General features: G+C 41.7%; 26 protein-coding genes. 17 read left to right on the top strand and 9 right to left on the bottom strand.

Annotation, left to right across the window (positions count from 1 at the left end; all coding sequences use genetic code 11):
- Positions 1–26 precede the first annotated feature (26 nt).
- Positions 27–788: an ABC transporter ATP-binding protein gene (locus MHB50_RS20775; protein ID WP_077112516.1), complete on the top strand. Its 762-nt coding sequence runs from the start codon at positions 27–29 to the stop codon at positions 786–788.
- Positions 778–2,721, top strand: a complete 1,944-nt coding sequence (locus MHB50_RS20770; RefSeq protein WP_077112518.1) for an ABC transporter permease — start codon at positions 778–780, stop codon at positions 2,719–2,721. The genes MHB50_RS20775 and MHB50_RS20770 overlap by 11 nt, the downstream gene beginning before the upstream one ends.
- Positions 2,722–2,995: 274 nt before the next feature.
- Here the strand turns inward: MHB50_RS20770 and MHB50_RS20765 are convergent, their stop codons facing one another.
- The 6 genes from MHB50_RS20765 to MHB50_RS20740 form a co-directional block, all read right to left on the bottom strand.
- A complete protein-coding gene (locus MHB50_RS20765) occupies positions 2,996–3,757 on the bottom strand; it encodes an arginine deiminase family protein (RefSeq protein WP_077112519.1) in 762 nt (253 codons plus the stop codon).
- Between the two features lie 270 nt (positions 3,758–4,027).
- Entirely contained in the window at positions 4,028–5,197 is a 1,170-nt protein-coding gene (locus tag MHB50_RS20760) for a TraB/GumN family protein (RefSeq protein WP_077112693.1), read from the bottom strand.
- A gap of 421 nt (positions 5,198–5,618) precedes the next feature.
- Positions 5,619–6,092, bottom strand: a complete 474-nt coding sequence (locus MHB50_RS20755) for a hypothetical protein (RefSeq protein WP_236017013.1) — start codon at positions 6,090–6,092, stop codon at positions 5,619–5,621.
- The gene (locus tag MHB50_RS20750; protein WP_236017014.1) at positions 6,040–6,744 is read right to left on the bottom strand and encodes a hypothetical protein; all 705 of its coding nucleotides are present in this window, start codon (positions 6,742–6,744) and stop codon (positions 6,040–6,042) included. Before MHB50_RS20750 ends, MHB50_RS20755 begins: the two co-directional genes overlap by 53 nt.
- Positions 6,745–7,085: 341 nt before the next feature.
- Entirely contained in the window at positions 7,086–7,238 is a 153-nt protein-coding gene (locus MHB50_RS20745; protein WP_171973938.1) for a hypothetical protein, read from the bottom strand.
- Positions 7,235–8,335, bottom strand: a complete 1,101-nt coding sequence (locus tag MHB50_RS20740) for a Rap family tetratricopeptide repeat protein (RefSeq protein ID WP_340084650.1) — start codon at positions 8,333–8,335, stop codon at positions 7,235–7,237. The genes MHB50_RS20745 and MHB50_RS20740 overlap by 4 nt, the downstream gene beginning before the upstream one ends.
- Before the next feature lie 170 nt (positions 8,336–8,505).
- On the opposite strand from MHB50_RS20740, the gene MHB50_RS20735 reads away from it, so the two are divergent.
- The 8 genes from MHB50_RS20735 (at position 8,506) to MHB50_RS20700 (ending at position 16,042) form a co-directional block, all read left to right on the top strand.
- Positions 8,506–8,670 (top strand): hypothetical protein, encoded by a 165-nt coding sequence (locus tag MHB50_RS20735; RefSeq protein WP_205178967.1) that lies wholly within the window; start codon positions 8,506–8,508, stop codon positions 8,668–8,670.
- Between the two features lie 69 nt (positions 8,671–8,739).
- Positions 8,740–9,066 (top strand): DUF3870 domain-containing protein, encoded by a 327-nt coding sequence (locus MHB50_RS20730; protein WP_205178970.1) that lies wholly within the window; start codon positions 8,740–8,742, stop codon positions 9,064–9,066.
- A 243-nt stretch (positions 9,067–9,309) separates the two neighbouring features.
- The gene (locus tag MHB50_RS20725) at positions 9,310–10,323 is read left to right on the top strand and encodes an LLM class flavin-dependent oxidoreductase (RefSeq protein ID WP_205178972.1); all 1,014 of its coding nucleotides are present in this window, start codon (positions 9,310–9,312) and stop codon (positions 10,321–10,323) included.
- A gap of 18 nt (positions 10,324–10,341) precedes the next feature.
- Complete coding sequence (locus tag MHB50_RS20720; RefSeq protein ID WP_340084649.1) at positions 10,342–10,947, top strand: NADPH-dependent FMN reductase; 606 nt, start codon at positions 10,342–10,344, stop codon at positions 10,945–10,947.
- Complete coding sequence (locus tag MHB50_RS20715) at positions 10,940–11,926, top strand: hypothetical protein (RefSeq protein ID WP_205178976.1); 987 nt, start codon at positions 10,940–10,942, stop codon at positions 11,924–11,926. Before MHB50_RS20720 ends, MHB50_RS20715 begins: the two co-directional genes overlap by 8 nt.
- A gap of 7 nt (positions 11,927–11,933) precedes the next feature.
- The gene (gene fahA, locus MHB50_RS20710) at positions 11,934–13,223 is read left to right on the top strand and encodes a fumarylacetoacetase (RefSeq protein WP_205178978.1); all 1,290 of its coding nucleotides are present in this window, start codon (positions 11,934–11,936) and stop codon (positions 13,221–13,223) included.
- 19 nt (positions 13,224–13,242) lie between these two features.
- Positions 13,243–14,406 carry a homogentisate 1,2-dioxygenase gene (locus MHB50_RS20705; protein WP_205178980.1) on the top strand — a complete coding sequence of 388 codons (1,164 nt, stop codon included), beginning with the start codon at positions 13,243–13,245 and terminating at the stop codon, positions 14,404–14,406.
- A 370-nt stretch (positions 14,407–14,776) separates the two neighbouring features.
- On the top strand, positions 14,777–16,042 hold the full coding sequence (locus MHB50_RS20700) for an aromatic acid/H+ symport family MFS transporter (RefSeq protein ID WP_205179007.1): 1,266 nt from the start codon (positions 14,777–14,779) through the stop codon (positions 16,040–16,042).
- Positions 16,043–16,302: 260 nt separating this feature from the next.
- Here MHB50_RS20700 and MHB50_RS20695 read toward each other — a convergent pair whose 3' ends face one another.
- On the bottom strand, positions 16,303–16,425 hold the full coding sequence (locus MHB50_RS20695) for a hypothetical protein (RefSeq protein WP_268920957.1): 123 nt from the start codon (positions 16,423–16,425) through the stop codon (positions 16,303–16,305).
- Positions 16,426–17,291: 866 nt separating this feature from the next.
- Between MHB50_RS20695 and MHB50_RS20690 the strand changes: the two genes are divergently transcribed.
- Together MHB50_RS20690 and MHB50_RS20685 are read left to right on the top strand one after the other, a co-directional pair.
- Complete coding sequence (locus tag MHB50_RS20690) at positions 17,292–17,726, top strand: hypothetical protein (RefSeq protein ID WP_077112538.1); 435 nt, start codon at positions 17,292–17,294, stop codon at positions 17,724–17,726.
- On the top strand, positions 17,714–18,004 hold the full coding sequence (locus tag MHB50_RS20685) for a DUF2653 family protein (RefSeq protein WP_077112540.1): 291 nt from the start codon (positions 17,714–17,716) through the stop codon (positions 18,002–18,004). The genes MHB50_RS20690 and MHB50_RS20685 overlap by 13 nt, the downstream gene beginning before the upstream one ends.
- Positions 18,005–18,202: 198 nt before the next feature.
- Here the strand turns inward: MHB50_RS20685 and MHB50_RS20680 are convergent, their stop codons facing one another.
- Entirely contained in the window at positions 18,203–19,258 is a 1,056-nt protein-coding gene (locus MHB50_RS20680; RefSeq protein ID WP_340084648.1) for an NAD(P)/FAD-dependent oxidoreductase, read from the bottom strand.
- 148 nt (positions 19,259–19,406) lie between these two features.
- Here MHB50_RS20680 and MHB50_RS20675 point away from each other — a divergent pair, with 148 nt between their 5' ends.
- The 5 genes from MHB50_RS20675 to MHB50_RS20655 all read left to right on the top strand — a co-directional run bounded on the left by MHB50_RS20675 (position 19,407) and on the right by MHB50_RS20655 (position 24,353).
- On the top strand, positions 19,407–20,252 hold the full coding sequence (locus MHB50_RS20675) for an ABC transporter ATP-binding protein (RefSeq protein ID WP_077112543.1): 846 nt from the start codon (positions 19,407–19,409) through the stop codon (positions 20,250–20,252).
- Positions 20,203–21,114, top strand: coding sequence for an iron-hydroxamate ABC transporter substrate-binding protein (locus MHB50_RS20670; protein ID WP_077112545.1), 912 nt, complete (start codon positions 20,203–20,205; stop codon positions 21,112–21,114). Before MHB50_RS20675 ends, MHB50_RS20670 begins: the two co-directional genes overlap by 50 nt.
- Before the next feature lie 70 nt (positions 21,115–21,184).
- Complete coding sequence (locus MHB50_RS20665) at positions 21,185–22,195, top strand: iron ABC transporter permease (RefSeq protein ID WP_340084647.1); 1,011 nt, start codon at positions 21,185–21,187, stop codon at positions 22,193–22,195.
- On the top strand, positions 22,192–23,202 hold the full coding sequence (locus tag MHB50_RS20660) for an iron ABC transporter permease (RefSeq protein ID WP_340084646.1): 1,011 nt from the start codon (positions 22,192–22,194) through the stop codon (positions 23,200–23,202). Before MHB50_RS20665 ends, MHB50_RS20660 begins: the two co-directional genes overlap by 4 nt.
- A 524-nt stretch (positions 23,203–23,726) precedes the next feature.
- Complete coding sequence (locus MHB50_RS20655) at positions 23,727–24,353, top strand: DUF1269 domain-containing protein (protein WP_077112551.1); 627 nt, start codon at positions 23,727–23,729, stop codon at positions 24,351–24,353.
- A 124-nt stretch (positions 24,354–24,477) separates the two neighbouring features.
- Here the strand turns inward: MHB50_RS20655 and pdxT are convergent, their stop codons facing one another.
- A complete protein-coding gene (pdxT, locus tag MHB50_RS20650; protein WP_340084645.1) occupies positions 24,478–25,056 on the bottom strand; it encodes a pyridoxal 5'-phosphate synthase glutaminase subunit PdxT in 579 nt (192 codons plus the stop codon).
- Positions 25,057–25,088 lie beyond the last annotated feature (32 nt).

The raw sequence follows: 25,088 nt of genomic DNA, 5'->3' as shown, positions 1-25,088 counted from the left end.
TATATCAAGTAAAGGAGTGAACCAAATTGAGTATTCTTGAAGCGCAAAAAATTTACAAAAGTTACGGAAATAAATTTAACAGGCAGGAAGTCTTAAAAGGAATAGATATTCAAGTGGAAAAAGGAGATTTTGTCAGTATCATGGGCGCGTCAGGCTCGGGAAAAACGACATTGCTTAACGTCCTTTCTTCCATTGACAAAGTGAGCGAGGGGACGATCAAAATTGATGGAAAAGACATCGTCGGCATGAAGGAAAAACAACTGGCCGAATTCCGCAAGCATCACCTCGGCTTCATTTTCCAGGAATATAATTTACTGGATACGTTAACTGTCAAAGAAAATATCTTGTTGCCTTTGTCCATTACGAAAACACCGAGAAAAGAAGCCGAGCAAAGATTTCACCAGTTGGCATCCGAACTAGGCATCGTTGACTTAAAAGATAAATATCCGAATGAAATTTCCGGGGGACAGAAACAGCGGACATCCGCGGCCCGGGCTTTCATTCATGAGCCCAGCATCATTTTTGCCGACGAGCCGACAGGAGCGCTCGATTCCAAATCCGCCTCCGACCTTTTAAACAAACTGAGCGGGCTCAATGAAAAGCTGGGCGCAACCATTATCATGGTTACTCACGATCCGGTGGCGGCAAGCTTCTCGCGCAGGGTCATCTTTATTAAAGACGGACAAATATATACACAACTGAATAAAGGTGAAGAAACGAGGCAGGCGTTCCTGAAAGATATCATGAAAACCCAAGGTGTGTTGGGCGGTGTCCATGATGAACATTAATCAGCTCATTTTTCGCAACTTGAAAAAGAATATAAAGAATTATTACCTCTATGTGTTTGCTTTAATTTTCAGTGTCGCCCTTTATTTCGCTTTTGTCACCTTGCAATATGACCCTTCGATGGACGTGGTGGAAGGCACTGTCAAAGGCGCCGCCGGCATCCGGGCCGGATCTGTCTTACTCGTGGCAATCGTATCGGTCTTTCTCTTATATGCCAATAACCTCTTCATTAAAAGAAGAAGCAAAGAAATTGGATTGTTTCAGCTCATTGGCATGACAAAAAATAAGATTTTCCGGCTGTTGAGCGCCGAAAATGCCATCCTTTACTTCAGTTCTTTGGCGATCGGCATCTTTATCGGCTTTTCCGCTTCCAAGTTCATGATCATGGTTTTATTTAAATTAACCGGTGTCGATGCTATTGCCACCTTACATTTTTCGACAAAAGCATTGATCCAGACAGTGATTGTTTTTGTTGTCATTTATCTCTTCATCCTGTTGATGAATTACTTGTTTATCAAAAGGCAAACGATCCTGTCGTTATTCCGGGTTCTTTCTTCAACGGAAATAAGAGTCAAAAAATTGTCCAAACTCGAAGCCGTCATGGGCGTGTTTGGGATCGGATTGATTGTCATCGGCTATTATGTTTCATCAAAATTGTTTGGCGGCGACTTTACAACGATGACAGAACTGTCTTTGGCCATGCTGTTTATTCTGGGCAGCGTCATTATCGGAACTTACCTTTTTTATAAAGGATCGGTCAGTTTCATCTTCCATCTCATTCGGAAAAAAAAGAACGGGTATCTGAATATAAACGAGGTACTGTCGCTTTCCTCCATCATGTTCCGAATGAAGTCAAATGCCCTGCTTTTGACTGTCATTACAACTGTTTCAGCCCTGGCGATCGGCTTGCTTTCTCTCAGCTACATTTCTTACTTTTCCGCAGGAGAATCAGCGAAGGACAATGTACCAGCCGATTTTACCTTGACGGATGTCAATGACGCAAATGAATTGAAAGACACTTTTAAAAGGAATCAAATTGCTTTCAGTGAAACAAAAATCAACGTTCTACAAGCAGAAGCCAATGTAAAAGACATTCTGGAAACCACAATGGATGGAATGAATTTTGACCCCAATGTGATGACAGTGTCTGTTGTCAGTGACAAGGATGTTGAAGGTGTGGATCTTTCTTCTGACGAAACAGTATTTACCGGCTACTCTGATATAATGTCTAGGTTTGTGTCTTTTAAAGATACGGGTGAAATCGAGTGGAACATGCAAAACGAAACGATTCCGCAAACCTTTAAAGGCTTGGAAAAGGAATACGTTCTTTCCTTAAATTTTACCGCCGGCGGGCTTCCGACTGCCATTGTGGACGATTCCGTATTTAACCGTATGAAGCAGAATCTGAATCCAGATATTCAAAAGGAATCGGTTTATATCGGCATAGACATTCAAGACAAAAAAGAGATAGAAAAAGCGAACGATATTTTTCATCAGCTCGGTTTTCATAAAGCTGAAACTTATTATTCGCTTAATGACATGATCAAATCTCAAAAGCAATTATTTGGTCTAACGATGTTTATCGTCGGATTTTTAGGACTTACCTTTTTGATTACTTCAGGCTGTATCCTTTACTTCAAGCAAATGGATGAAAGTGAAGATGAAAAGCCAAACTACACCATCCTGCGAAAACTCGGGTTTTCCCAAGGAGACCTGTTGCGGGGCATTCAGGCGAAACAATTGTTCAACTTCGGCATTCCGCTTGGAATCGGATTGCTTCACGGCTATTTCGCCGTCCAGTCCGGCTGGTTCCTCTTCGGAACCGAATTATGGACACCGATGTTTATCGTCATGGGGCTATATACTGTGCTGTACTCCATTTTCGGCCTGCTCTCCGTCCTTTATTATAAAAAGGTCATTCAAGACGCGTTGTAAGAAGCTTCGGGCATTTTTAGCCCGAAGCTTTTTTGATGGTTAGGATATCAGATAAAAACAGAGCAATATCGTCCATACAATATTCTCGTCTTCGACATTTGAACCACATTCCGATTTTGAAAAATAACCCTTCCCCCAAAAGAATACGAGGGAAAAAATGAATTTCATTTATCAATATATATGGACGCCCGCCGCGATCTTTATTTTTGGTTTTATTTTATAAAAGGTTCTTCAATTAAGTTGATGGCTTGGCTGCACATTCTTGATGTATCATTTAAAACCTTAAAGACAAACAGCTTAAGCCTCCATCCTGTTTTTGAAACTCTGACATTTCCAGTTCAATCGTTTTGTAACCGGCCTCTTGGATGTACCGCTTGGTCGTTTCAAATCCTTTGGGGATTAAAACATAATCATTGACTAAAATGCAGTTTGCCGCATATTCCTCTTCGGGAGGAACAATGATTTTTTCATATGTAGCAAAATCAGGGTGGCTGATAAATTCTCCGGCCGTCACAACCAGGTTGTCACTCAGATAAGTAATGCCTGTCTTTAAATGAAAAAATTCCTTTAATGGTACGATTGTGGCTTTATAATGTTCCGACTCCAAAATGGCCTTCAATTGGCGAGCTCCCGCTTCATTTGTACGATCCGAAATACCAATATAAAAGTGATCCTCGATTTGCAAAATATCACCGCCATCCAAAGTGCCCGGTGACTGGATGTGATAAAACTTTTCGTAAAACCTTTTAAGAACTGTTTCCATCTCTTGGATTTCTCCGTTCCTGGAAGCGGCTCCCGGGTTTGTGATGACTGCAAATTCAGGCGTCAAAACAGCGGTATCTTCAACAAAAGTGGAATCGGGGAATTGTTCGCTAGCCGGTAAGTGAGTAACAGTAACTCCGCATTTTTCCATAGCCTCGACATACGCAGCATGCTGCTTTAATACTTTTTCATAATCGGGAATGCCAAGATTGGATGTCGTTAATCCCTTCACATAGCTTTTTCCTGGTGTTTTGACAATCACATTTTTATACAATTTCCATTCCTCCCATACGTACAACCGGGCAAGTCAAACAAGTGGGGCCGCCCGTACCTTTATAGCTAATTCTTTTCAATTTCCTAAGCTTAAACCTCGGAGATAAGCCATATCCCATAATTTTTTTAAAAGCGAATCAGTATGTTTATGACAATTTGTACTCTATGCAAGAATGCATCAAGCAGCATAAGAAGACGAGTGTTGTCCCTTTCTGAGTCAAGAAAGGACAGCTGCTTCATTATAAATTTGGTTAATTGCTCTTGTAAAAAATTATTTGAGATTCTCCAAAAATAAACGGATGACGTCTGCGCCGCCGACAAATGTTCCCAGGGAGCTTCCGAGATTGGCCAGCACGACAACAAGCAAAATGCGTGTTACTTTATTTTGCCAAAAGCCTTTTATGCTGAAAACATCCTTCGTAAGATTTTCAAAATCTCTTACATGCGGTTTATTGACCATGGCCTGGACAATCCCCGCAAACCAGCCAGCCGCCAAGAGCGGATTCAAGGAAGTAATGGGCGCTGCAATGAATGCCGTTAAAATGGCGAGAGGATGTCCCAGCGCAATCGCTGCTCCAATGGCGGATAGAGAACCGTTCCATAGCACCCAGCTTATTGTCTGCTGGAGCCCTGCGGACGGATTTGCCAAAAAGGTGTAGGCAATGATCGCCAAAATGACAAGGGGAATGGACCAGCCAATAATTTTGGGAACTTTGGATTTCGGCGGAAGTTCATTTAATCGTTTCAAATCATGATCATTCTTGATTTCATTGATGATGCCGGGCACATGTGCTGCGCCCAATACGGCAACAACTTTTCTTCCGGGAGCTTCTTTAATCTTTTGCGACAAATATTGATCACGCTCATCAATTAAGGGCTCCTTCAATTTAGGAAAGTTATCCGTAAATTCCTTTAGAATGGCATTGATGGTGTCATCGTTCTTCATCTTTTCCAGTTCTTCTTCCGTCATCTTTTCGTCACTGAAAATACTGAAAAAAATTTGTGTCAACAACTGGGCCTTTCCCCAAAATCCTACATTATTCCAAATGCGGGCAAACGTTATCTGGATGTTGCGGTCAGCGAGGACAAGTTGCGCTCCCGTTTCTTTTGCCGACTCAATCCCCTGAATCATTTCCTGCCCCGCCTGAATGCCGAATTGATTCGCCATCCGTTTTTGGAAAGAAGAAATGGCCAGATTCATTAACAACAGCGTTGCTTTTTTTTCTTTAATCACCTTAAAGATATCCATGTCCTTCCAGCGGTCTTTGTTGATGATAGCTTGATACCTTTGCTCATCCAGCTCCACACAAACCGAGTCAGGCATTTCCGCTTCAATCACGCTCTTGACCTGTTCCGCACTTTGCTTGGAAACATGTGCTGTCCCGATCAAAATAATTTCTTTATCATTTAATTCAAGTCTTGTAATGTTTTCTTCGCCCATATATGTACCTTCCTCTAATGTAACGTTATTTTTCAAACGATCACTCAATATTACTGTGCCATTGCTTGAAAAAACCCGCAAGTCTTTTTTATCTTGCCCGATGAATACCGCAAATCCGATCCCGTTCTTTTTGTCACTTCCGCTACTCGCTCTTTCCATATTTCTATCGAAAAGTAGATCCTTTCTTCTCATTCATCCATACAGTGAAGTCTTGTTAAGGGATAAGAAAAAAGCATGGTCACATCTCCATGCTCAGCTTGTAGAGAAAGTGGATGGCAGATCCCAAAAGCGGCAGTTAATGTATGTCGATTAATGCGATTCGAGAGGAGATCGAATGATTTGAAGCCATGATTGATGTCAAAGAACTTGAAAGCATTCTTCTCTGAATTCAAATCTTCTTGGATTTAGAAAACACGCCTATTTAGGCGCGTTTAAGGGAAAGGAAAGAAAGCAGGGGCGGCAGGGCGGAATTAAGAACGTTGTACTTGGCAAAACCACCGTGCGTAAAGTAATACGCTGCTGTTTCCAGATCTTCCTTATTTTTATAATACTCAGCAATTTCGCGTGAAAGATCGGCTGTTTCTGTCCAAAGTTCCATATCATCGAGGATATGCAGACTTTTTCTCACTTCTTGGTCATTTTGTTCGGCATACAAAGCGTATACAAGTTTTAACTTCGCCAGATATTCTTGTTCTCCTTCATCCGTGGCTCTTTTGAGCGCTTTTTCGTACCATGACCGGGCAGCGTCGGAAGCTCCCAGTTGAAACAGAACCTTGCTTAACATGTAAGTGGAGCGGACGGCGACAAATGACTCTAAATGTTCCGGGATGCTTAAGGCTTGTTTAAAACAGTTCGCAGCTCGCTGAACATTTTTGTCGTTCAAAGCAGATGCCAAAATTAAAAAGCGCCAAACTTTCAGTGTATCGGAAGCCGTTTTCTTTGGCGATAGAACGAGCCTTCTCATAATGTTTTTTGGTTTGTTCATGAAGCAATAGGTCGAGTTTATTCGCCCCTAATATCATTTCACATTTCACCATTTTCTCTTTATAGCTGTCGTGCGCTTTGAATATGGCGTATGCCGTTTTAGCGTGCGTTATTGAGAAGATATTTTGTTCGATTTGATAGTATGCAATCGCGAGCTGATAGTGGAATTCGGCTTTTTCAATTTCATCAGGTATTTTTTTCAGCTGTTCCTCAGCCATTTTATAGTATATGATGGCGTTAATATAACGTTTTTGATGAAATTTATACATACCAGAGAAAAGATGAAAATAGTATTGAATTATGTTTTCGGTACTTTCTTCTAAAGCTTTGGCTTGCACCTTGTCTAGTAATTCTCCGGATTTTTTGTAGTCCTCTGTCATGAGCTTATAGCGTGAGTCAATCAGGTTGAAGTAGAGTAACACATTTTGATTCTTTTCCATGCTCGGCAACATGTTTTCCATCTCTTTCCGCATAATCGCGGCTTTGGAAACATCCTGTTGTTTGATAACTTTATACCAGTCGTTTATGACCTGTCCGACTTCTTCAAATGCTATCGTGCTCAATCTATTTTCAATCTTCTCCTTTCTTTTTTATTTGATTGAAAATACTTACAATTAACTTAAGATTATAGCAGACTCCCGAGAATTGAAAGGAATTTTTAGAAAAAATTGATTATATAGATATGGATGGGGATGATAAACTTTTTGAGCGGGGCATTTGTATTTGAACATCAGGTCAAGGCACATATTACAACGACCACTAGTGCTTGACAGACCTAAACTGATTGTGTTTTTTCTCGGTATGAAAGTTGAGTTATAATCAATTAACATGGAGCCAAAGTATTCAAATGATTAAGAATAGCTGTCGAGGGTTTCTCGACAGCTTGCATGATTTTTTAGGCGCGTCAAATCATGAATACTGTTTTTTTAGCACCTAATACTGCTTTTTCAGCGGTTTTAATGGGTTTATTTGAAGAAGTTGCATCCTTCTCAAAAGCAGGAGCACCTAGCAATAAAACCGACATGGTTAGCAAACTGAACAAAGTGATTTTTTTCATAGAAACCCCTCCGATATTTTGATGATTTTATCTTTGGCAAAATGAGCGTGTTCAAAATAATACGCGGCTGTTTCCAGATCTTCCTTATTTTTATAATACTCAGCAATTTCGCGTGAAAGATCGGCTGTTTCTGTCCAAAGTTCCATATCATCGAGGATATGCAGATTTTTTCTCACTTCTTGGTCATTTTGTTCGGCATACAAAGCGTATACAAGTTTTAACTTCGCCAGATATTCTTGTTCTCCTTCATCCGTTGCTCTTTTGAGCGCTTTTTCGTACCATGACCGGGCTCCATCATAATCTCCCAATTGAAACAGAACTTTGCTTAACATGTAAGTGGAGCGGACGGCGACAAATGACTCTAAATGTTCCGGGATACTTAAGGCTTGTTTAAAGCAGTTCGCAGCTTCTCTGAACATTTTTTGTCGTTCAAAGCAGATGCCAAGATTAAAAAGCGCCAAACTTTCGGTGTATCGAAAGCCGTTTTCTTTCGCCATAGAACGAGCCTTCTCATAATGTTTTTTGGTTTGTTCATGAAGCAATAGGTCGAGTTTATTGGCCCCTATTATCATTTCACATTTCACCATTTTCTCTTTATAGCTGTCATGCGCTTTGAATATGTCGTATGCCGTTTTAGCGTGCGTTATTGAGAAGATATGTTGATCGATTCGATAGTATGCAATCGCGAGCTGATAGTGGAATTCGGCTTTCTCAATTTCATCAGGTATTTTTTTCAGCTGTTCCTCAGCCATTTTATAGTATATGATGGCGTTAATATAACGTTTTTGATGAAATTTATACATACCAGAGAAAAGATGAAAATAGTATTGAATTATGTTTTCGGTACTTTCTTCTAAAGCTTTGGCTTGCACCTTGTCTAGTAATTCTCCGGATTTTTTGTAGTCCTCTGTCATGAGCTTATAGCGTGAGTCAATCAGGTTGAAGTAGAGTAACACATTTTGATTCTTTTCCATGCTCGGCAACATGTTTTCCATCTCTTTCCGCATAATCGCGGCTTTGGAAACATCCTGTTGTTTGATAACTTTATACCAGTCGTTTGTGACCTGTCCGACTTCTTCAAATGCTATCGTGCTCAATCTATTTTCAACCTACTCCTTTCTTTTTGATTTGTTTGAAAATACTTACAATTAACTTAAGATTATAGCAGACTCCCGAGAATTGAAAGGCATTTTTAGAAAAAATTGATTATATAGATATGGATGGGGATGATAAACTTTTTGAGCGGGGCATTTGTAGTTCAAGTGGAATGGGAAAAAGACGTGATACCGGAATAGTCAAGGCTGCAGAAATAGATGGAAGGGTAGAAATTGTCGTTACATTATGGAATAATGATACAATCATTTACCATAAAAGAATAAAAGTGAGATGGCTAATGAGCAATAAAACAAAAGAAGAGTTGCTGAAGGCCTAAACGCCTTTTGCCAATTTGCTTCTCTCGCCAATAGTTTGTAGCCGCAAAATTGAAAGGAGATGGGTTTATTTGCAGCGCGAGAAAAACAATGATATTTTAGTAGCCGGATTTGCACAACTGCCTAAAGGGACACCTATTTTTGAAACACAAAAAGTAATTGGTTGTATTGCTGTAATAGATAGTGAGACTGATATCATTAAAGATGCCACATTTACTTTTATACAAGATCTCACGAACCACTTTTCTTCTTCACTGATCATCGGATACTCTATTAAACATGATATGGACGAAATCATCCAAAATATAGAGGAAAAATTAATCATACCTCCCAAAAAAGCGGTAATCCAAGCGGTGATCTCAGCCCGAAACCGCTATTTGGAAATGAAGGCATCATGATTTGCAAAAACAGAAAGCGCTTGCATCCCCTTAAAACATTCGTTATAATGGCAGAAAATACAGAAAAGCCTACGTATTCGCTGGCTAATCTATTGGGTGAAAGATGAAGTTCTGAACCCTCGAAGTAGATTAACAACCAGCAGTATCGAAAGTAGCTTATATAGGTGTGGACCACTTATGTGAGGACTTTCTATGCTGTTGGTTTTTTTGTGTTTAATTTACTAACGTATGGAGGGATTAAGAATGGAATTTGGATTATTCACGGTATTTGACAACTACAAGGAAAAGCTGGGGAGGTCTCATGAAGATCTTTTACAACAGGTATTGGACCAAACAGTGCTTGCGGATGAGTTGGGTTATGACTCCGTTTGGTTTGCGGAACATCATTTTAGCGAGTATGGGATATTAACCACCCCGCCGTTATTGTTGGCGACAGCGGCCGAGAGAACAACAAACATTCGATTGGGAGTTTCCATTGTGACGCTTCCATTTAAAAATCCCATTCAGGTTGCGGAAGATTATGCTCTATTAGATGTGCTAAGCAACGGAAGAGTAAATCTGGGAATGGGGAGCGGGTATCTACCCCACGAGTTCTCAGGCTTTGGCATTGATGGTAAAGACAAAGCGCATCGCTTTAACGATGCTTTGGCTGTCATTGAAAAAGCATGGACAGGACAAAAGTTTTCTCATGAAGGTCCTTATTATCAATATTCAGATGTGAAGTTGGAAGTATTGCCCAAGCAAAAACAGGTCCCCCTCTGGATTGGGGCTTTAAGTGACAGAGGTTCCAAATATGTCGGCAAAATGGGATACAACATCATGGGAGTCCCCTATGTGGCAAGCAGTTCGATAGAAGAATTGAAACAGATCATTGACGGATATAAAGCGGCACGCCAAGAAGCCGGCCATGGCACTCGTTCTGTCAACATACCGCTCGCACTCCACACATTTGTGGCAAAGACAAGGGAAGAAGCGGAAATGGTTGCAAAAGAGCATGTCAACTTGTATCTCGATACCCGACAATATGGCAGAAGCGCCAAGTTTGAAGACTTGGAAGCCAGAGAACAGCTTCTGATTGGAACACCTGAAGACGTTATTCAGCGAATGAAAAAGTATGAAGAAGCCGGCTGTACTCATATGATGATGCTTATGAACTTTGGCGGTCTGCCCCATAAAGAAGTCATGAAGTCAATTACATTAGTTGCTGACGAAGTAATGCCGGCCTTCCATAAAAACAAACAAGCCATCGTATCTTGATGAAGTGGGGTGAGAATATTGAAACTACTTGGAATATTCGGAACAATTGTCGGTGCCAAATCAGCCATTCTGGTAAATGAAATACTAAATAAAGTAAAGAAAAAAGACCCTGACATTCATGCCGAGTTGTTGGACCTTAAATATTATAACATGGAATTTTCCGATGGCAGGCCCATTCATGATTACAATGAAGATACCCAAAAAATAATTAGAAAAGTGATGGCCGCCGATTTTTATATAATTGGAACTCCGGTTTTTAATGGATCTATTCCCGCACCGCTTAAAAATCTTTTTGATCTGCTTCCACCGGCGGCACTCCGCCATAAGATCATGGGCTTTGTGGCAGTCGGAGGAACGTTCCAACATTATTTAATGATTGAAAACCAACTAAAACCGATTGCCGGCTATTTAAGAGCTTTTACGACTCCAAGCTATGTATATGCCCATAATAGTCATTTTAATGAAAAAAATGAGATTATGGATGCTGATGTACAAACTAGAATGAACAATCTAGCCGAGGAATTGATCTTTATGCAAAGGAATCTTTTCAAAAATGCTGAACAGGAAGCCGGCACTTTACTTTCAGCAACTGATGCGGAAAGGATGAAAACAAGAGTTGGTTAATAAAGCAAAAGAGGACATAGCAACCGCTCCCCACAGTTTCGAAGCTTTTTTTAAAAAGCTCATTGATTATGCCGGACTGTTTCCGCCAACTCAATTACCGTTAGAAGAAGCCATACATCACTATGCCTCCTATATCCATAGTTGTGAGGCCTGGATGATCGGCCCCTTTGTTTGCCCAGCTTCCCAATTGGAGAAATTGGAACCTTACCTGGAATTATTTTCATCGGAAAAGCCGTTAGCGATTTCTGCCTTGGGGAGAAAAGCGGAAAATGAAAGAGAAACGATCAAACTTTTTAAAGACGATTTAGCTTCCATTGAACATTTTCAGTTAAAACATGGAACGAAGGTGAGAGTCAATCAGTTTGAGTTGCCTCTGCCCTCTTTAAACATTACTGCGGAATTCATGAACGAGGTGGGAAAACGTAGCAGCCGCCATCATATCACTTGCTATTGCGAGTTTCCCATCCATAAGAATGATAGATTTTGGGAACAAAAATTGGCCAAAACGGCTCTATTGATCTCACAGCAAAATCAAAGCCGATTTTATTCAATTGGCGGAAAACTGAGAACAGGCGGGATAAAGGCCAGCCTGATACCAGATAGCAATATTGTTGGCAGCTTTATCTATCATTGCAAGGAACACAAAGTTCCTGTCAAATTTACCGCCGGGCTCCATCATCCGGTACGTTTGTATAGAAGTGAAGTCCAGGCGGACATGCACGGATTTGTAAATGTGTTTGTAGCCGGCCTGATGGCATATCAACATCATTTAGATAAGGAATCTATCACTGAAATTCTCCAAGAAAAAGACGCCAAGTTTTTTTCATTCCAGAACGAGAAAATAACATGGCGCCATTTAGAAATAAGCACAAAAGAAATAATGAGACTGCGAAAAGAATATTTACATTCTTATGGCTCATGCAGCTTTGAGACACCTCGAAGTGAATTTAAGGATCTGAACATGATAGAGAGGGGTTAGTGAAGATATGCGTTCTTTTATTCCGGTGGAACCTTCGAATCATTTTCCAATTCAAAATCTGCCATATGGCATCTTTAGACTGAGAGACAACAGCGGCAAGCCGCGTGTGGGGACTGCAATTGGAGAGTATGTCTTAGATCTATCAGTATTGGAAGAAGAAGGTTATTTTCAGGATATCATTGATCAAGAAGAAAAAGTGTTCGCCGCGCCTTTTTTAAATCCGTTTATGGCCAAAGGGCCGGATGTGTGGCAATCCGTTCGAAGAAGACTGCAAATGCTATTAAGTGAAAATGAACCAAAGTTGAGAGATAACGTACAGCTTAGAGAAAGAGCGCTTATTCCGCAAGCAGATGTAAAGATGGAACTTCCCATAAAAATTGGGGATTATACGGACTTTTACGCCTCTAAAGAACATGCGGCAAATGTAGGCACCATGTTCAGAGGAAAAGAAAATGCGCTTATGCCGAACTGGACCCATCTTCCGGTAGGTTATCACGGTCGAGCCAGCTCAGTTGTGACGAGCGGTACTCATTTCAATAGACCCTGCGGACAGATAAAGCCCGCTGACACAACCAAGCCCATTTTCACATCTTGCAGGCAGTTGGACTTTGAATTGGAAATGGGCTTTTTCATTGGCATGGGCAATCAGATGGGCGAACCGGTCCCGGTTGAAAAAGCGGAAGAGCAAATTTTTGGGATGGTTCTTGTGAATGACTGGAGTGCGCGGGATATTCAAGCATGGGAATATCAGCCATTAGGTCCTTTCTTAGCGAAAAACTTTGCAACCTCCATATCACCATGGGTTGTTCCGATGGAAGCATTAGAACCATTTCGCGTAAAAGGGCCGGAGCAGGACCCTGAACCACTCCCTTATTTAAAACATACAAAACCAGATTCATTTGATATTCATTTGGAAGTCTTTTTAAAGACTCCAAACATGGAAAAGCCGGATTGCATAGCCGCGAGCAATTATAAGTATTTATACTGGAGCGCCGCACAGCAAATTGCCCACCATACGATCACTGGATGTAACCTGAATACAGGAGACCTGATTGCTACTGGCACCATTAGCGGACCTGAAAAGAGATCAAGAGGAAGTCTGCTGGAATTGGCATGGAGGGGAACAGAACCAATCAAGTTAAGCAACGGTGAAGAGCGCAGCTGGTTAGAGGATGGGGATGAACTTACTTTGACAGGCTGGTGTCAAGGGGCTGGGTATCGCATTGGATTTGGAGAAGTAACCGGAACCATTTTACCAGCTAAACTTATTGAACGGAGAAGTAAAGCAACCATATAAAAAGAATATAGAAAGGAGTATGGCCGTGACATATTATAAGCAGATGGGCAAGATACCCCGTAAAAGGCACATTGTTATGAGAAAGGAAGATGGCACTCTATATCGGGAACAAGTCATGGGCACAAAAGGTTTTTCCGGCATTCAATCCATCTTATATCATGATCATCCGCCAACGGAAATTGTTACCTCCTCCCTGTTGCAAGAGAATTTTTTTGAGTATGAAGAACAGAGCGCACTAAGGCCGAGACATTTCAACACAAATAAAGTAAAAAAAGGCCAAGATGCTCTATCAGGAAGGGAGTACTTATTGGGCAACGACGATTTGGTGATCGGTGTAGTCTACCCAAGCAACCCCATGGAATTTTACTACCGTAACTCCGACGGTGATGAAGTGCTTTTTGTCCATTATGGGACAGGTAAAATAGAAACGATGTTCGGAACCCTTACCTACGGTAAAGGCGACTATATTATCATTCCTGTAGGCACGATTTATAAAGTGATTCCAGATGATGGAGAGACTAAATTTTTGGTCATTGAAACAACGAGTTGGATTACGTCACCCAGAAGATACCGCAACGAATTTGGACAGTTGCTTGAGCATAGCCCTTTTTGTGAAAGAGACATTCGCGGACCCGAAGAACTGGTCTATTTTACCGAAAAAGGAGAATACGAAGTAAGAACAAAAGCACGGGGAGCCCTTCATTCCCACATATATCATCATCATCCTTTAGATGTCGTTGGATGGGATGGTTACCTATATCCTTATATCTTCAACATTGGGGATTTTGAACCGATTACTGGAAGGATTCATCAACCGCCTCCCGTCCATCAGAATTTTGAAGGCCATAACTTTGTGATTTGCTCGTTTGTGCCACGATTATTTGATTATCATCCTGAAGCGATCCCGGCTCCTTACTATCATAGTAACGTTGATAGTGATGAAGTGCTTTACTATGTAGAAGGAAATTTCATGAGCAGAAAAGGAATTAATGAAGGCTCTATTACACTGCACCCTTCCGGTATACCGCATGGGCCGCACCCAGGTACTATTGAAGCGAGTATTGGTAAGAAAGAGACACTGGAACTTGCAGTCATGATTGACACTTTTCGACCGCTACAAGTGATGAAAACAGCAAGAGATGTAGAAGATGATCGTTATGAGAGCAGTTGGATTGAGGACTGAGAAACGCAGTAAAATGCCGGGCTGTGAGCGAGGGCAGGAATGATTTGGCTGATGGACAAGGAAAGCGAGCGGAACCTGGATTGAGTGAACGACTCCTTGTCCATAAGCGTCCATCGAAAAAAGCGCTGACATTTCATACGAGAAATAGGTGATCCGCGGGTTTTGGCCAAAAAACAGCGAGACAGGCGTTCCGTCATAATGGGAGCCTCGGTTCCCATTTTTTAACGGAAAGAAAGCTTGCTCAATTAACGACTGTTTCAATATCAGATGAGGGGTGAAACATGTAATGAATCAAGGCGCTCAGTGGGTAACCGTTGAATTGGAAGATAGCCATAAACATGCACAACAGTCTGGGGTTCCGCGTTCTTTAATGTATTTTATTCTAAGCATATGTTTCTTTTGTATATTGGCAGATGGATACGATCTAGGAATTTATGGAGCTGTATTGCCAAGCCTATTAGACTATCAACCTTGGGGATTGTCTCCCGCACATGCCGGAACCATAGGGAGCTATGCGTTATTCGGAATGCTTTTCGGCGCCATATTTGTCGGCTCTGTCACCGATCTAATAGGCAGAAAGAAAACGTTGATTATTTGTGTAGCGCTATTTTCAGTCACGATGATTTTATGTGCCATTGCAACATCCCCAACAATGTTTGCCATATTTCGCTTTATTGGCGGGATTGGTTTAGGGGGCGTCATTCCAACAGCCTCTGCCCTGGCGATAGAGTATTCACCACCTCATCGACGATCATTCAACTATGCCCTTATGTTTTCTGGTTATTCGTTTGGAACTGTTTTGGCCGCTATATTAGCAATACTTCTTTTAGACTCGCTTGGCTGGAGATTTATGTTTTGGATTGGGGCCATTCCTTTACTACTAATTCCAATCATGATGAAATACTTGCCTGAGTCAGTTAGTTTTCTTCTCTCCCGAGGAAATGTAAATGAAGCTGAAGCCATATGCAAACGTTATAAAATGGATATTTCTCAATTTGAAAATTTGAGAGAAATACATGCAAATGAAAAAGGAAAGTCGCAAAAGTCGATCAAAGGCCTTTTTTCCAAGCAATATATCAGGGCAACTTTAGCCATTTTTCTTACCTATATTATGGGTTTTTACCTTGTATATGGATTAAACACATGGCTGCCACAGATTATGCGGGAATTAGGCTATTCACTTCATTCCAGCTTATCATTTCTGCTCGTCATGAACTTAACGGCCGGAATCGGAGCACTTTTTGCGAGCGCTATTGCGGATCGCTGGGGATCGAAACGAGTCATTGGAGTGTCATATGCTTTAGCCGCCTTGAGCGCATTTTTACTAACGATAGGAGTCCCTTCCATGGCCGCTGTTTATTTACTAGTGGGGCTCGCTGGTTTCGGAGCAGTTGGCAGTACACAAATTATGAATGCATTTGTGACAAAGTACTACCCGGCAGAATCTCGGGCTACAGCCATAGGCTGGGGTCTTGGAATTGGAAGAATCGGAGCGATTTCCGGTCCCGTGATCATCGGACTTTTATTAAGCATGAACTTCGATTTGATATGGAGCTTCTACACCTTTGTTATAGCGGGAATCGTGGCCACTATAGGGGTTGCTTTAATACCCAATAAGAAGGGCGAAATCGTTTAAAAAAAGCGTTATCGAAGCACTTCTTAATAAGTATCAATATTTGTACAAATTGTTATACGACTTTAAGATTGTTTTTCTTTCAGCTTGCACAAGTTCGAAGAACGAAGGTGCTTTATGGGGTAGCATCCGGATGATGTGGGAACAAAATAACTTTAAGTTTTGTCAATGCCAAGAAGGTTCGGGCTTGGTGAGGTTGTCAATATATTTTTGTTCCTTATTCTCCCTTCGGTCCGCTACGACAAAAATATTATTTTATTGCATCAGGACTCCATCATTTGCTCAAGCTTATCATTTTCTAAACTAACCATATCAATTTCTTTATTAATTAGCTGATCAAGTTCGTCATTCAAAGCGTTTTCATTCATTCCAATAGCAGAGTACAATGACTGACCCCCAGTCGGAATTTGGTTTAGCGACTATGCCTGTACTTTTAAGTTAGATATAGATAGGGTAGAAAATAAAAATAATATGGTAGATTCTACATATATATAAAGAACCCTTGTTTTTAAACGATAAAGAGTATAAAAAGGCCACCTCTTCGCAAATAAGGTAGCCTTTCAATAGATTAGAACCGATTGAGATATATTCAAAGTACCCCTAAATCAGGATTTATCAAAAGGATCAAAATGCTTATCGTTGAAAATCCGCATTTTTGGGACCCAACCCTTTCACGGTGTAATTTTGTGGATATGAATAACCCGCTCATTTAATTCATGTCCTGTAAAGAACCATTCTCGTAAACAATAGATAGTCAACTTGAGCAGTGGGTCTCCGGCCTTCCTAGTTATATCAAGGCTTATTTGCCGATTTCACTCTGCGAAAGTTGAGTACTAATTATTAAACTTATCGGCAATAAAGTTAAAATTTTTAGTTTTTTTCAATTCTAAATACAACTCTTCCATGCTCCACAGTTGGAGTCTTCTTATGTTAATGGACCGATTCCCTATTTCTTTCTAACAAAATATTAGGGGAAACCCCTCCCGATGGATCATCCCCATTGCAGATGGTGCAATGGGGACTTTTGCTTAAGAAGTCTTTGCCAAACTCCTATCATCATCGTCATCTAGGCCAATATACGAGAAAAACTTTCCCGTTTATAAAATTGGAATTAATCCTTTACTGTAAACACTGACATCATCTATATGATCTAATTTCCTAGAAATATCCGCTTTCCTCATCATATTCGTTAAGTTTAGCCCATAAATCGTATATAATAATAGTACAGACATTTTTACTGAGGAGGAACACCATGAAAAAACTAATGACAGCCTTGTTGGCTGCCACTCTTTTCTTTTCCCCTGTTAGTAGCCTTTTCTTCCAGGATGACGTTACCACTGTTGAGGCCAAAAGATACAAGTCGGGTAAGAAAGGGTTTAATACGCAAAAAAACCCTTCAAACATCCAAGAAAAACCTAAGGACTCCACTACAACAAAATCGCAAATGCAGAAAACAAACCAGAAAGGCGGATTCTTTTCAGGAGGTCTCATGAAAGGGTTAATGGTTGGAGGTCTTGCCGGTTTATTGTTTGGCAGCCTGTTCGCCAACATGGGGGCATTGGGATCAATCTTGGGATTAATGATCAACCTTGCAGCGATTTACTTTTTGATCGTAATTATCCGCAAAGTCTTTGAAGCTCTTAAAAGACAGAAAAAGAGAGAGGATATGAATCCGTGGGGCAGATAATCATTTCCGAACAAGATATCATCAACGCCATTTGTATCGCTCAATCCCGCAAGAAAAACGTACAGCCCCAAGAAGTAGAAGTTGAACTCATGTTTGACGATGACGACGGATTTTCCGCGGAGGCTTATATCCATGGGCAAAAGTCGGTTCTGGAGACGATTCACATCATCGAAGCCGTTCGGCTATGGCTGGATGAAATGTTAAATAAAGACCCTTTTGCCGGTATCGAGCTTGTTTTGGACGATGAGGAAGGGATTATAGCGGTCATTAACACATAAATAAAGAATAGGACCGGGACAAAACCCTGTAAGAATGAAACAAACCGCATGGAATCAAGTTTAAAAACCTTGATTTCACGCGGTTTTATTCTCACGTTTTTACGAATATGAATCAGTTTTCAACTTATGTCCCGCCTCCATTTTATGTTTATTCGATCGCCTCAAGCTCCGGTGTTTATGGGGTGGTGGATATCAATGCTAGAACGATTGTATCATTTGCTTGGCCAATTCCCTGTTGCGCTCTTTAAATACGTCATTATGAGAAGAAACCATACCGACTTCATCCGCCTCCGGCTCAATATATTGCTTCGCTTTATTCACGGCATTTGCCGCATCTTGAAAGGCTCCCGCAATTAAATGCAGTTTTCCCTCGTGCTTTAATATGTCTCCGGCTGCGTAAAGGCCCTTAATCGACGTTTCGCTGGACGCATTGCCGCATATATAACCATTTTCTGCTCTTGCCATCTTTAACTCGCTGTCATCCAGCAGTGTCGTATCACGTTCATAACCATGGTGAATAACCACTTCATCAACAGGAAGTTCCATCACTTCACCTGTTTTTACATTCGTCAATTCCACCCGCTCGATCACGTCATGATGTTTACAAGCCCGCAGTTTTGTTATCGTCGTATTAAAAAAACAAACAACAGAGCTATTCATAAGTTGGTGCACTTGCGCTTCATGTCCGGTTAACTTGTCTCTTCTATAAATTAAATAAACATTTTTGGCGATCGGCTCCAATTCATTGGCCCAATCAATGGCCGAATTCCCCCCGCCGGAAATGATGACGGTTTTATCCTTAAAACGTTTCAGCGATCGAACCGTATATTGCAAATTCGCTATTTCAAATCTATCGGCCCCTTCTATCTCCAGTTTTTGCGGTTTTAAAATACCGCTGCCGACAGCAATAATCACTGTTTTTGAAAAGTGCCTTCCCCCTGAAGCTGTATGTAAAATAAACATTCCCTTATCATTTCGTGAAATTGATTCTACTTTTTCATTCAAAACGACTTTTGGATGAAAAGTTAATCCTTGCTCCACAAGCTGTTCAATCAATTTAGCTCCCGGGATTGGGGTTATACCCCCAACATCCCAAATCATTTTTTCCGGATATACATGTAATTTTCCGCCTAAAAACGGCTGATACTCTATCAATTTTGTTTTCATTGCTCTCAAACCGCTGTAAAAGGTCGAATAAAGCCCTGCTGGCCCTCCTCCGATCACGGTTACATCGAATATGTCCGCCTGCTCCATATTTCCTTCACTCCCAGTATGTTATGCATAATTGAAAAATATTCTCAATCAGCTAGTTGACAACTCATACCCTCACCTTTATATTTATGATTATAACGAAAATGATAATCATTCTCAACTATATATTTCTTACATCGGAGGTGAAAGAATGATCCGCTTATATACAGATGCTCTTAACGTGGGCTATGACGGACACTTAATTGTGAAAAATCTCAGTATAGAAATTCCCGACAAACAAATAACAACCATCATTGGTCCGAATGGATGCGGAAAATCAACCTTATTGAAAGCAATTACCCGAATTATTTCACATGATTCAGGAGCGGTGGTGCTAGATGGAAAAAACATCTCAAAAGAAAATACAAAATGGCTTGCAAAAAAAATGGCTATCCTTCCCCAAACACCGGAAAGTGCAGGTGGACTAACTGTCGGCGAACTCGTTTCCTATGGACGCTTCCCCTATCAAAAAGGGTTTGGACGCTTAACGAAAAAGGATGTCGAAGTAATTGACTGGGCCCTTGAAGTAACGGGTATTAGCGATTTTAAATACCGCCCTGTCGATGAACTATCGGGGGGCCAGCGCCAACGTGTCTGGATCGCCATGGCGCTTGCGCAGGAAACAGAGATGATTTTCCTGGACGAACCAACAACATACTTGGATATGGCTCACCAATTAGAAGTTTTAGAGCTTTTACAAAAACTGAATCAAGAGCAGGAGCGCACCATTATCATGGTCCTTCACGACCTGAATCAAGCGGCCCGTTTTGCAGATTATATGATCGCCTTAAAAGAGGGCAACATCGTGAAAGCCGGTAATTGCGAGGAAGTCATCACTCATCGGGTCCTCAAAAGTGTATTTCAGATCGATGCTGAAATCGGTCGTGACCCGCGAACGAACAAACCTATGTGCATCACTTATAACTTACTGAAAGGAGAACACAAAAATGAAGAAACGCTGGATCCTAGCCGTACTGTTGTTCATGCTGTTCATTAGCGGGTGCGGCAATCAATCAACTAAAAAGGAAAGCAAGGAAGAAAAGGCAGAAACGATTACGTACGAATCGGAAAACGGGCCTGTTAAAGTTCCCGCCGATCCGCAGCGCGTTGTGGTACTCTCCAGTTTTGCCGGCAATGTCATGGCTTTGGACGTCAATCTGGTTGGAGTTGATTCATGGTCTAAAATGAATCCCCGCTTTCAGGAAAAATTGCAAGATGTTGAGGAAGTATCCGATGAAAACTTGGAGAAAATCATTGAGTTGGACCCGGATTTGATTATTGGACTCTCTAATATAAAAAATATTGATAAATTAAACGAAATTGCACCTACAGTCACCTATACATATGGAAAAGTAGATTATCTGACACAACACTTGGAAATTGGCAAACTGCTCAATAAAGAAAAAGAAGCCAAGGAGTGGGTAGATGACTTCAAAAAACGCGCCCAATCAGCCGGAAAAAAGATCAAAGAAAAAATAGGTGAAGACGCAACGGTTTCTGTTATTGAAAGCTTCGACAAACAGCTTTATGTATTTGGTGACAATTGGGGACGCGGTACGGAAATCCTTTATCAAGAAATGAAGTTGCCCATGCCGGAAAAAGTAAAAGAAATGGCTTTAAAAGATGGCTACTATGCCTTGTCACCCGAGGTCCTGCCGGAATTTGCCGGCGACTATCTCATCGTGAGCAAAAATACCGATGCGGATCATTCATTCCAAGAAACCGAAACGTACCAAAACCTTCCAGCTGTTAAAAATAACCGCGTATTTGAGGTGAATGCAAAGGAATTTTACTTTAACGACCCCATTACGTTGGAACTTCAACTAGATTATTTTATGCAACATTTTCTTGACAAGTAAAACAAGATGGACATGATTTCTTTAAAAAGATTCCTCATCCGCAACAAGAAAAAGAAAAGAAGAGTGACTGATGATAAAAGAAAAACAACCTTTCATTCCATTTGCATATAAGCTGCTTGCCGGAATTCTTATTTTAATATGCGTATTTATGGCCGCTATGGTGCTGGGAGCAGCTGATATCACAGTAAAAGATGTGTGGCTCGCTCTAATGTCTAATGAGAAAAGCGAGCAGACTTCAGTCATCCTTAACATCCGTCTTCCTCGTGAAGTCGGTGCGTCCTTTGTTGGAGCGGCTTTGGCCGTTTCCGGCGCAATCATGCAAGGAATGACGCGAAATCCCCTTGCTGATCCGGGTCTATTAGGGATAACGGCCGGAGCCAATGCAGCTTTAGCCATTACGATCGTATGGATGCCATCCACAAATTATGTTGGCGTGATGATCGGCTGTTTGTTGGGAGCAGCGGTGGGGGCCATGATGGTTTTTGGATTGGGGGCAGCGAAAAAAGGCGGATTTTCTCCGTTTCGCCTCGTATTGGCCGGAGCCGCTGTATCTGCCTTCTTATATGCCATTGCAGAAGGGATCGGCATTTATTTCAAAGTTTCAAAAGATGTGTCCATGTGGACCGCCGGTGGATTAGCCGGCCTTTCATGGAGCCAGCTCCAAGTCATCGTCCCGTTTATATTAATCGGTATACTGATTGCCCTATTCCTTTCAAGACAACTGACTATTTTAAGCTTGAGTGATGAAGTTGCTGTTGGACTTGGACAAAATACGCCACAAATCAAAATAGCCCTTTTTATTGTGATCATCCTTCTGGCAGGTGCTTCCGTTGCTCTTGTTGGCAATATGGTATTTGTTGGTTTAATGGTTCCCCATTTGGTTCGTGCCGTGGTGGGAACTGATTATCGCTTGATCATCCCCATGTCGGCGATCGGAGGGGCCGCTTTTATGCTTTTGGCCGATACGCTTGGCCGTACAATGAACGCGCCTTACGAAACACCCGTCGCAGCCATTATTGCGATCTTGGGATTGCCTTTTTTCCTGCTCATTGTACATAAAGGAGGCAAGGCACTCTTATGATACACCCCGCCTTAATCAAAAGACAGCAGTTGATATTGCTTATCTTGTCAATACTGATCATGGTCACGATCATCATCAGCATGGGGCTGGGCGATTCTCCCCTGTCTTACGGCAGGCTCATTCCCACCCTTCTTGGACAAGGGTCTTTTAAAGAGGAATTCGTCTTATTTTCCATTCGCCTGCCAAGAATTATTGTCACCGTATTGGCAGGTATGGGACTCGCATTGTCGGGAGCTATCTTACAAGCGATGACAAGGAATGACTTGGCTGACCCGGGTATCATCGGCATCAACTCTGGAGCAGGTGTCGCTGTTGCTGTTTTCTTTCTGTTTTTTCCCATAAAAGCGGGCTCTTTCGTCTATCTGCTTCCATTTGTCGCTTTCATCGGGGCTCTCATGACAGCATGTTTTATTTACTTCTTTTCATACAAAAGAAATCGGGGGCTTCAACCTATAAGATTAGTACTCGTCGGAATTGGATTTTCCATGGCCCTATCTGGAGCAATGATTGTGCTGATCTCATCCGCTGAACGTACAAAAGTGGATTTTATTGCCAAATGGCTGGCAGGAAATATTTGGGGTACAGACTGGCCGTTCATTTGGGCGATCCTTCCATGGTTAGCTATTCTGATTCCTTTTACATTATATAAGGCAAATCGATTAAATCTTTTGGGACTCAGCGAGCTTGTTGCAATCGGGGTTGGACTTTCCATCGAAAAAGAACGGATCGTACTCCTGCTCACCGCTGTTGCACTGGCCGCATCTGCCGTTTCGGTAACAGGCGGCATCGCATTTATCGGACTCATGTCACCGCATATGGCAAAAGCATTAGTCGGACCAAGAAACCAATTATGTATCCCGGTGGCCACTCTGATGGGCGGCTGGCTATTATTGCTTGCAGATACAATCGGACGTAATCTGGGACACGCCGAAGGCATACCCGCAGGGATTATGGCCGCCTTAATCGGAGCGCCATATTTTGTTTATTTACTGATGAAGAAGAGTTAATTGATCTGGAAGCTCGTGCCAGACATCTATATATTATACCTCAAACGGTATCCGCTCCTTATTCAGTGGTACCGTTTGAGAAACGATGTTTATTATTGATTCATTCTTCAGGAAAGAAGATAAAGGTCACATTTGCTTCTTCGCATGGTTCCTTTATTTTCTATCACATATAGTGTAAAAAACGACATTTGCAACGCTCTTGAAAGAGGGTGGACCCCGCTCATGTCATGATAGTAACGCCCCAAATAACAGCCAGAATGGTGAAGCGCATTTGAATGGAAGTCGCATAACTATATGAAATATATTGATACAGTCCGATGACATTTTACCCTCGCCCTTTTCAGGGTCTCCTCAATATGTCCCACCTTCTCATAAAAAGAAATAGGTCACATAAAAGTGGCAAATTATCATCAATCAGCCTCTTCAACAGTCGATGTCTTTTTTTTGTCATACATTAAATGTTTTCTATTGTAAAAAAAGAGAATAACAATAGTAACCGATTATTTCAGGAAGGGGTATGTTTTATGGAAAATGTGGTTGTCACTTTTTTTGACGTGGAGAGCGAGGCATTTCAGGCGCTGGCAGAATTAAAGCAAAAGCAATACCAAAGTAACGACTTCGCATTATCACAGGTGGTTATTTTAAAAAAGGAGAACGAGCAAATCGTCTTGAAAGATGGGTTTGATACAGGCGTTCACTCAAGAGACGATACCTTAATCGGCGGCTTGATCGGTTCACTTGTGGGGGTTTTAGGCGGACCATTGGGTGTACTGCTCGGTTTTGGTGCGGGGGCCGCCATCGGGGCGATAGTAGATATAAATGACCTTGAAGAAGAATCCAGTTTAATTGCGGCCATTTCATCCCGTCTGCAAGACAATGATGTTGCGATTGTTTTGGTGATGTCTGACGAATATGATGCCGTCTACGATGATATCATGTCTAAATTTTCCTCTCAAACCCGCCGCTATGAAGCTAGCATGATTAGAGAAGAGGTTGAACACGCACGCGAAATAGAAATGGAGTTACAAAAGCAAGCACGGGAAAAATTACGGGAAGAGCGCTCTGCGGAACGCAAAGCAAAAGTGAAGTCATATAGAGACCGCATTCGCGCAGAAGTGGAGGATCTCAAAAGAAAATTCAAGTCTGTCTGATAAGCTAAAAAAAGAGCGCCGCTGACAATCTGATGACAGCGGCTCTTTCCGGCGTACATAAATAGATGGCGGACCACTATTTTTGTGGCTAGTATTTGATTGGAAATAGCAGTCCGCACATCCCTTAAGGAACTGCCGGATTCATTTCTTTTACCATCTGGACAAACATTGCAAGGAAACGCCTGTCCCCTGTCAACTCAGGATGAAAAGCACTCACAAGGATGCTTCCTTGCTTTGCGGCCACCGGATATCCATCATAAGTGGCAAGCACTTCCACCCCTTCACCTGCCGTTTCGATGTAAGGGGCACGAATAAACACAGCCGTCAAAGGTTTACCCAGCCCTTTGACATCAAGCTCCGTTTCAAAGCTTTCTACTTGGCGGCCGAAAGCGTTCCGTTTCACTTTGATATCCATTAATGGAAGATGGGCTTTATCGGAATCGGCGATTTCTTTTGCAACAAGCACCAATCCGGCGCAAGTGCCCAAAATCGGCTTGGAAAAATGTTTAAGTGGCTGAAGAAAACCATATTGATCAATGAGTCTTCTCATTGTTGTACTTTCTCCGCCAGGCAAAATGAGCCCATCTATTTCCTGAAGCTGCTCCGGTTTCTTCACGATGATTCCGTTTAATCCCAAAGCGTTTACTTGTTTCAAATGTTCTATTACCGCACCTTGCAATCCCAGCACGCCAATTGTTGTCATCGTTCGACCTCCCTTCATGTAAAAAATAGTCA

Source organism: Siminovitchia sp. FSL H7-0308, assembly GCF_037980985.1.
In the GTDB taxonomy this organism is placed as follows: Bacteria; Bacillota; Bacilli; order Bacillales; family Bacillaceae_C; genus Siminovitchia; species Siminovitchia thermophila.
This window is presented reverse-complemented; position numbering and strand designations above follow the sequence as displayed.

Excerpts from the sequence above, each read along its gene's own strand:
- MHB50_RS20770 (WP_077112518.1), top strand. The coding sequence starts at position 778 with ATGAACATTAATCAGCTCATTTTTCGCAACTTGAAAAAGAATATAAAG.
- MHB50_RS20760 (WP_077112693.1), bottom strand. The coding sequence starts at position 5,197 with ATGGGCGAAGAAAACATTACAAGACTTGAATTAAATGATAAAGAAATT.
- MHB50_RS20745 (WP_171973938.1), bottom strand. The coding sequence starts at position 7,238 with ATGAAAAAAATCACTTTGTTCAGTTTGCTAACCATGTCGGTTTTATTG.
- MHB50_RS20735 (WP_205178967.1), top strand. The coding sequence starts at position 8,506 with ATGGGAAAAAGACGTGATACCGGAATAGTCAAGGCTGCAGAAATAGAT.
- MHB50_RS20725 (WP_205178972.1), top strand. The coding sequence starts at position 9,310 with ATGGAATTTGGATTATTCACGGTATTTGACAACTACAAGGAAAAGCTG.
- fahA (WP_205178978.1), top strand. The coding sequence starts at position 11,934 with ATGCGTTCTTTTATTCCGGTGGAACCTTCGAATCATTTTCCAATTCAA.
- MHB50_RS20705 (WP_205178980.1), top strand. The coding sequence starts at position 13,243 with ATGGCCGTGACATATTATAAGCAGATGGGCAAGATACCCCGTAAAAGG.
- MHB50_RS20700 (WP_205179007.1), top strand. The coding sequence starts at position 14,777 with ATGTATTTTATTCTAAGCATATGTTTCTTTTGTATATTGGCAGATGGA.
- MHB50_RS20690 (WP_077112538.1), top strand. The coding sequence starts at position 17,292 with ATGAAAAAACTAATGACAGCCTTGTTGGCTGCCACTCTTTTCTTTTCC.
- MHB50_RS20680 (WP_340084648.1), bottom strand. The coding sequence starts at position 19,258 with ATGGAGCAGGCGGACATATTCGATGTAACCGTGATCGGAGGAGGGCCA.
- MHB50_RS20675 (WP_077112543.1), top strand. The coding sequence starts at position 19,407 with ATGATCCGCTTATATACAGATGCTCTTAACGTGGGCTATGACGGACAC.
- MHB50_RS20670 (WP_077112545.1), top strand. The coding sequence starts at position 20,203 with ATGAAGAAACGCTGGATCCTAGCCGTACTGTTGTTCATGCTGTTCATT.
- MHB50_RS20665 (WP_340084647.1), top strand. The coding sequence starts at position 21,185 with ATGATAAAAGAAAAACAACCTTTCATTCCATTTGCATATAAGCTGCTT.
- MHB50_RS20660 (WP_340084646.1), top strand. The coding sequence starts at position 22,192 with ATGATACACCCCGCCTTAATCAAAAGACAGCAGTTGATATTGCTTATC.
- MHB50_RS20655 (WP_077112551.1), top strand. The coding sequence starts at position 23,727 with ATGGAAAATGTGGTTGTCACTTTTTTTGACGTGGAGAGCGAGGCATTT.
- pdxT (WP_340084645.1), bottom strand. The coding sequence starts at position 25,056 with ATGACAACAATTGGCGTGCTGGGATTGCAAGGTGCGGTAATAGAACAT.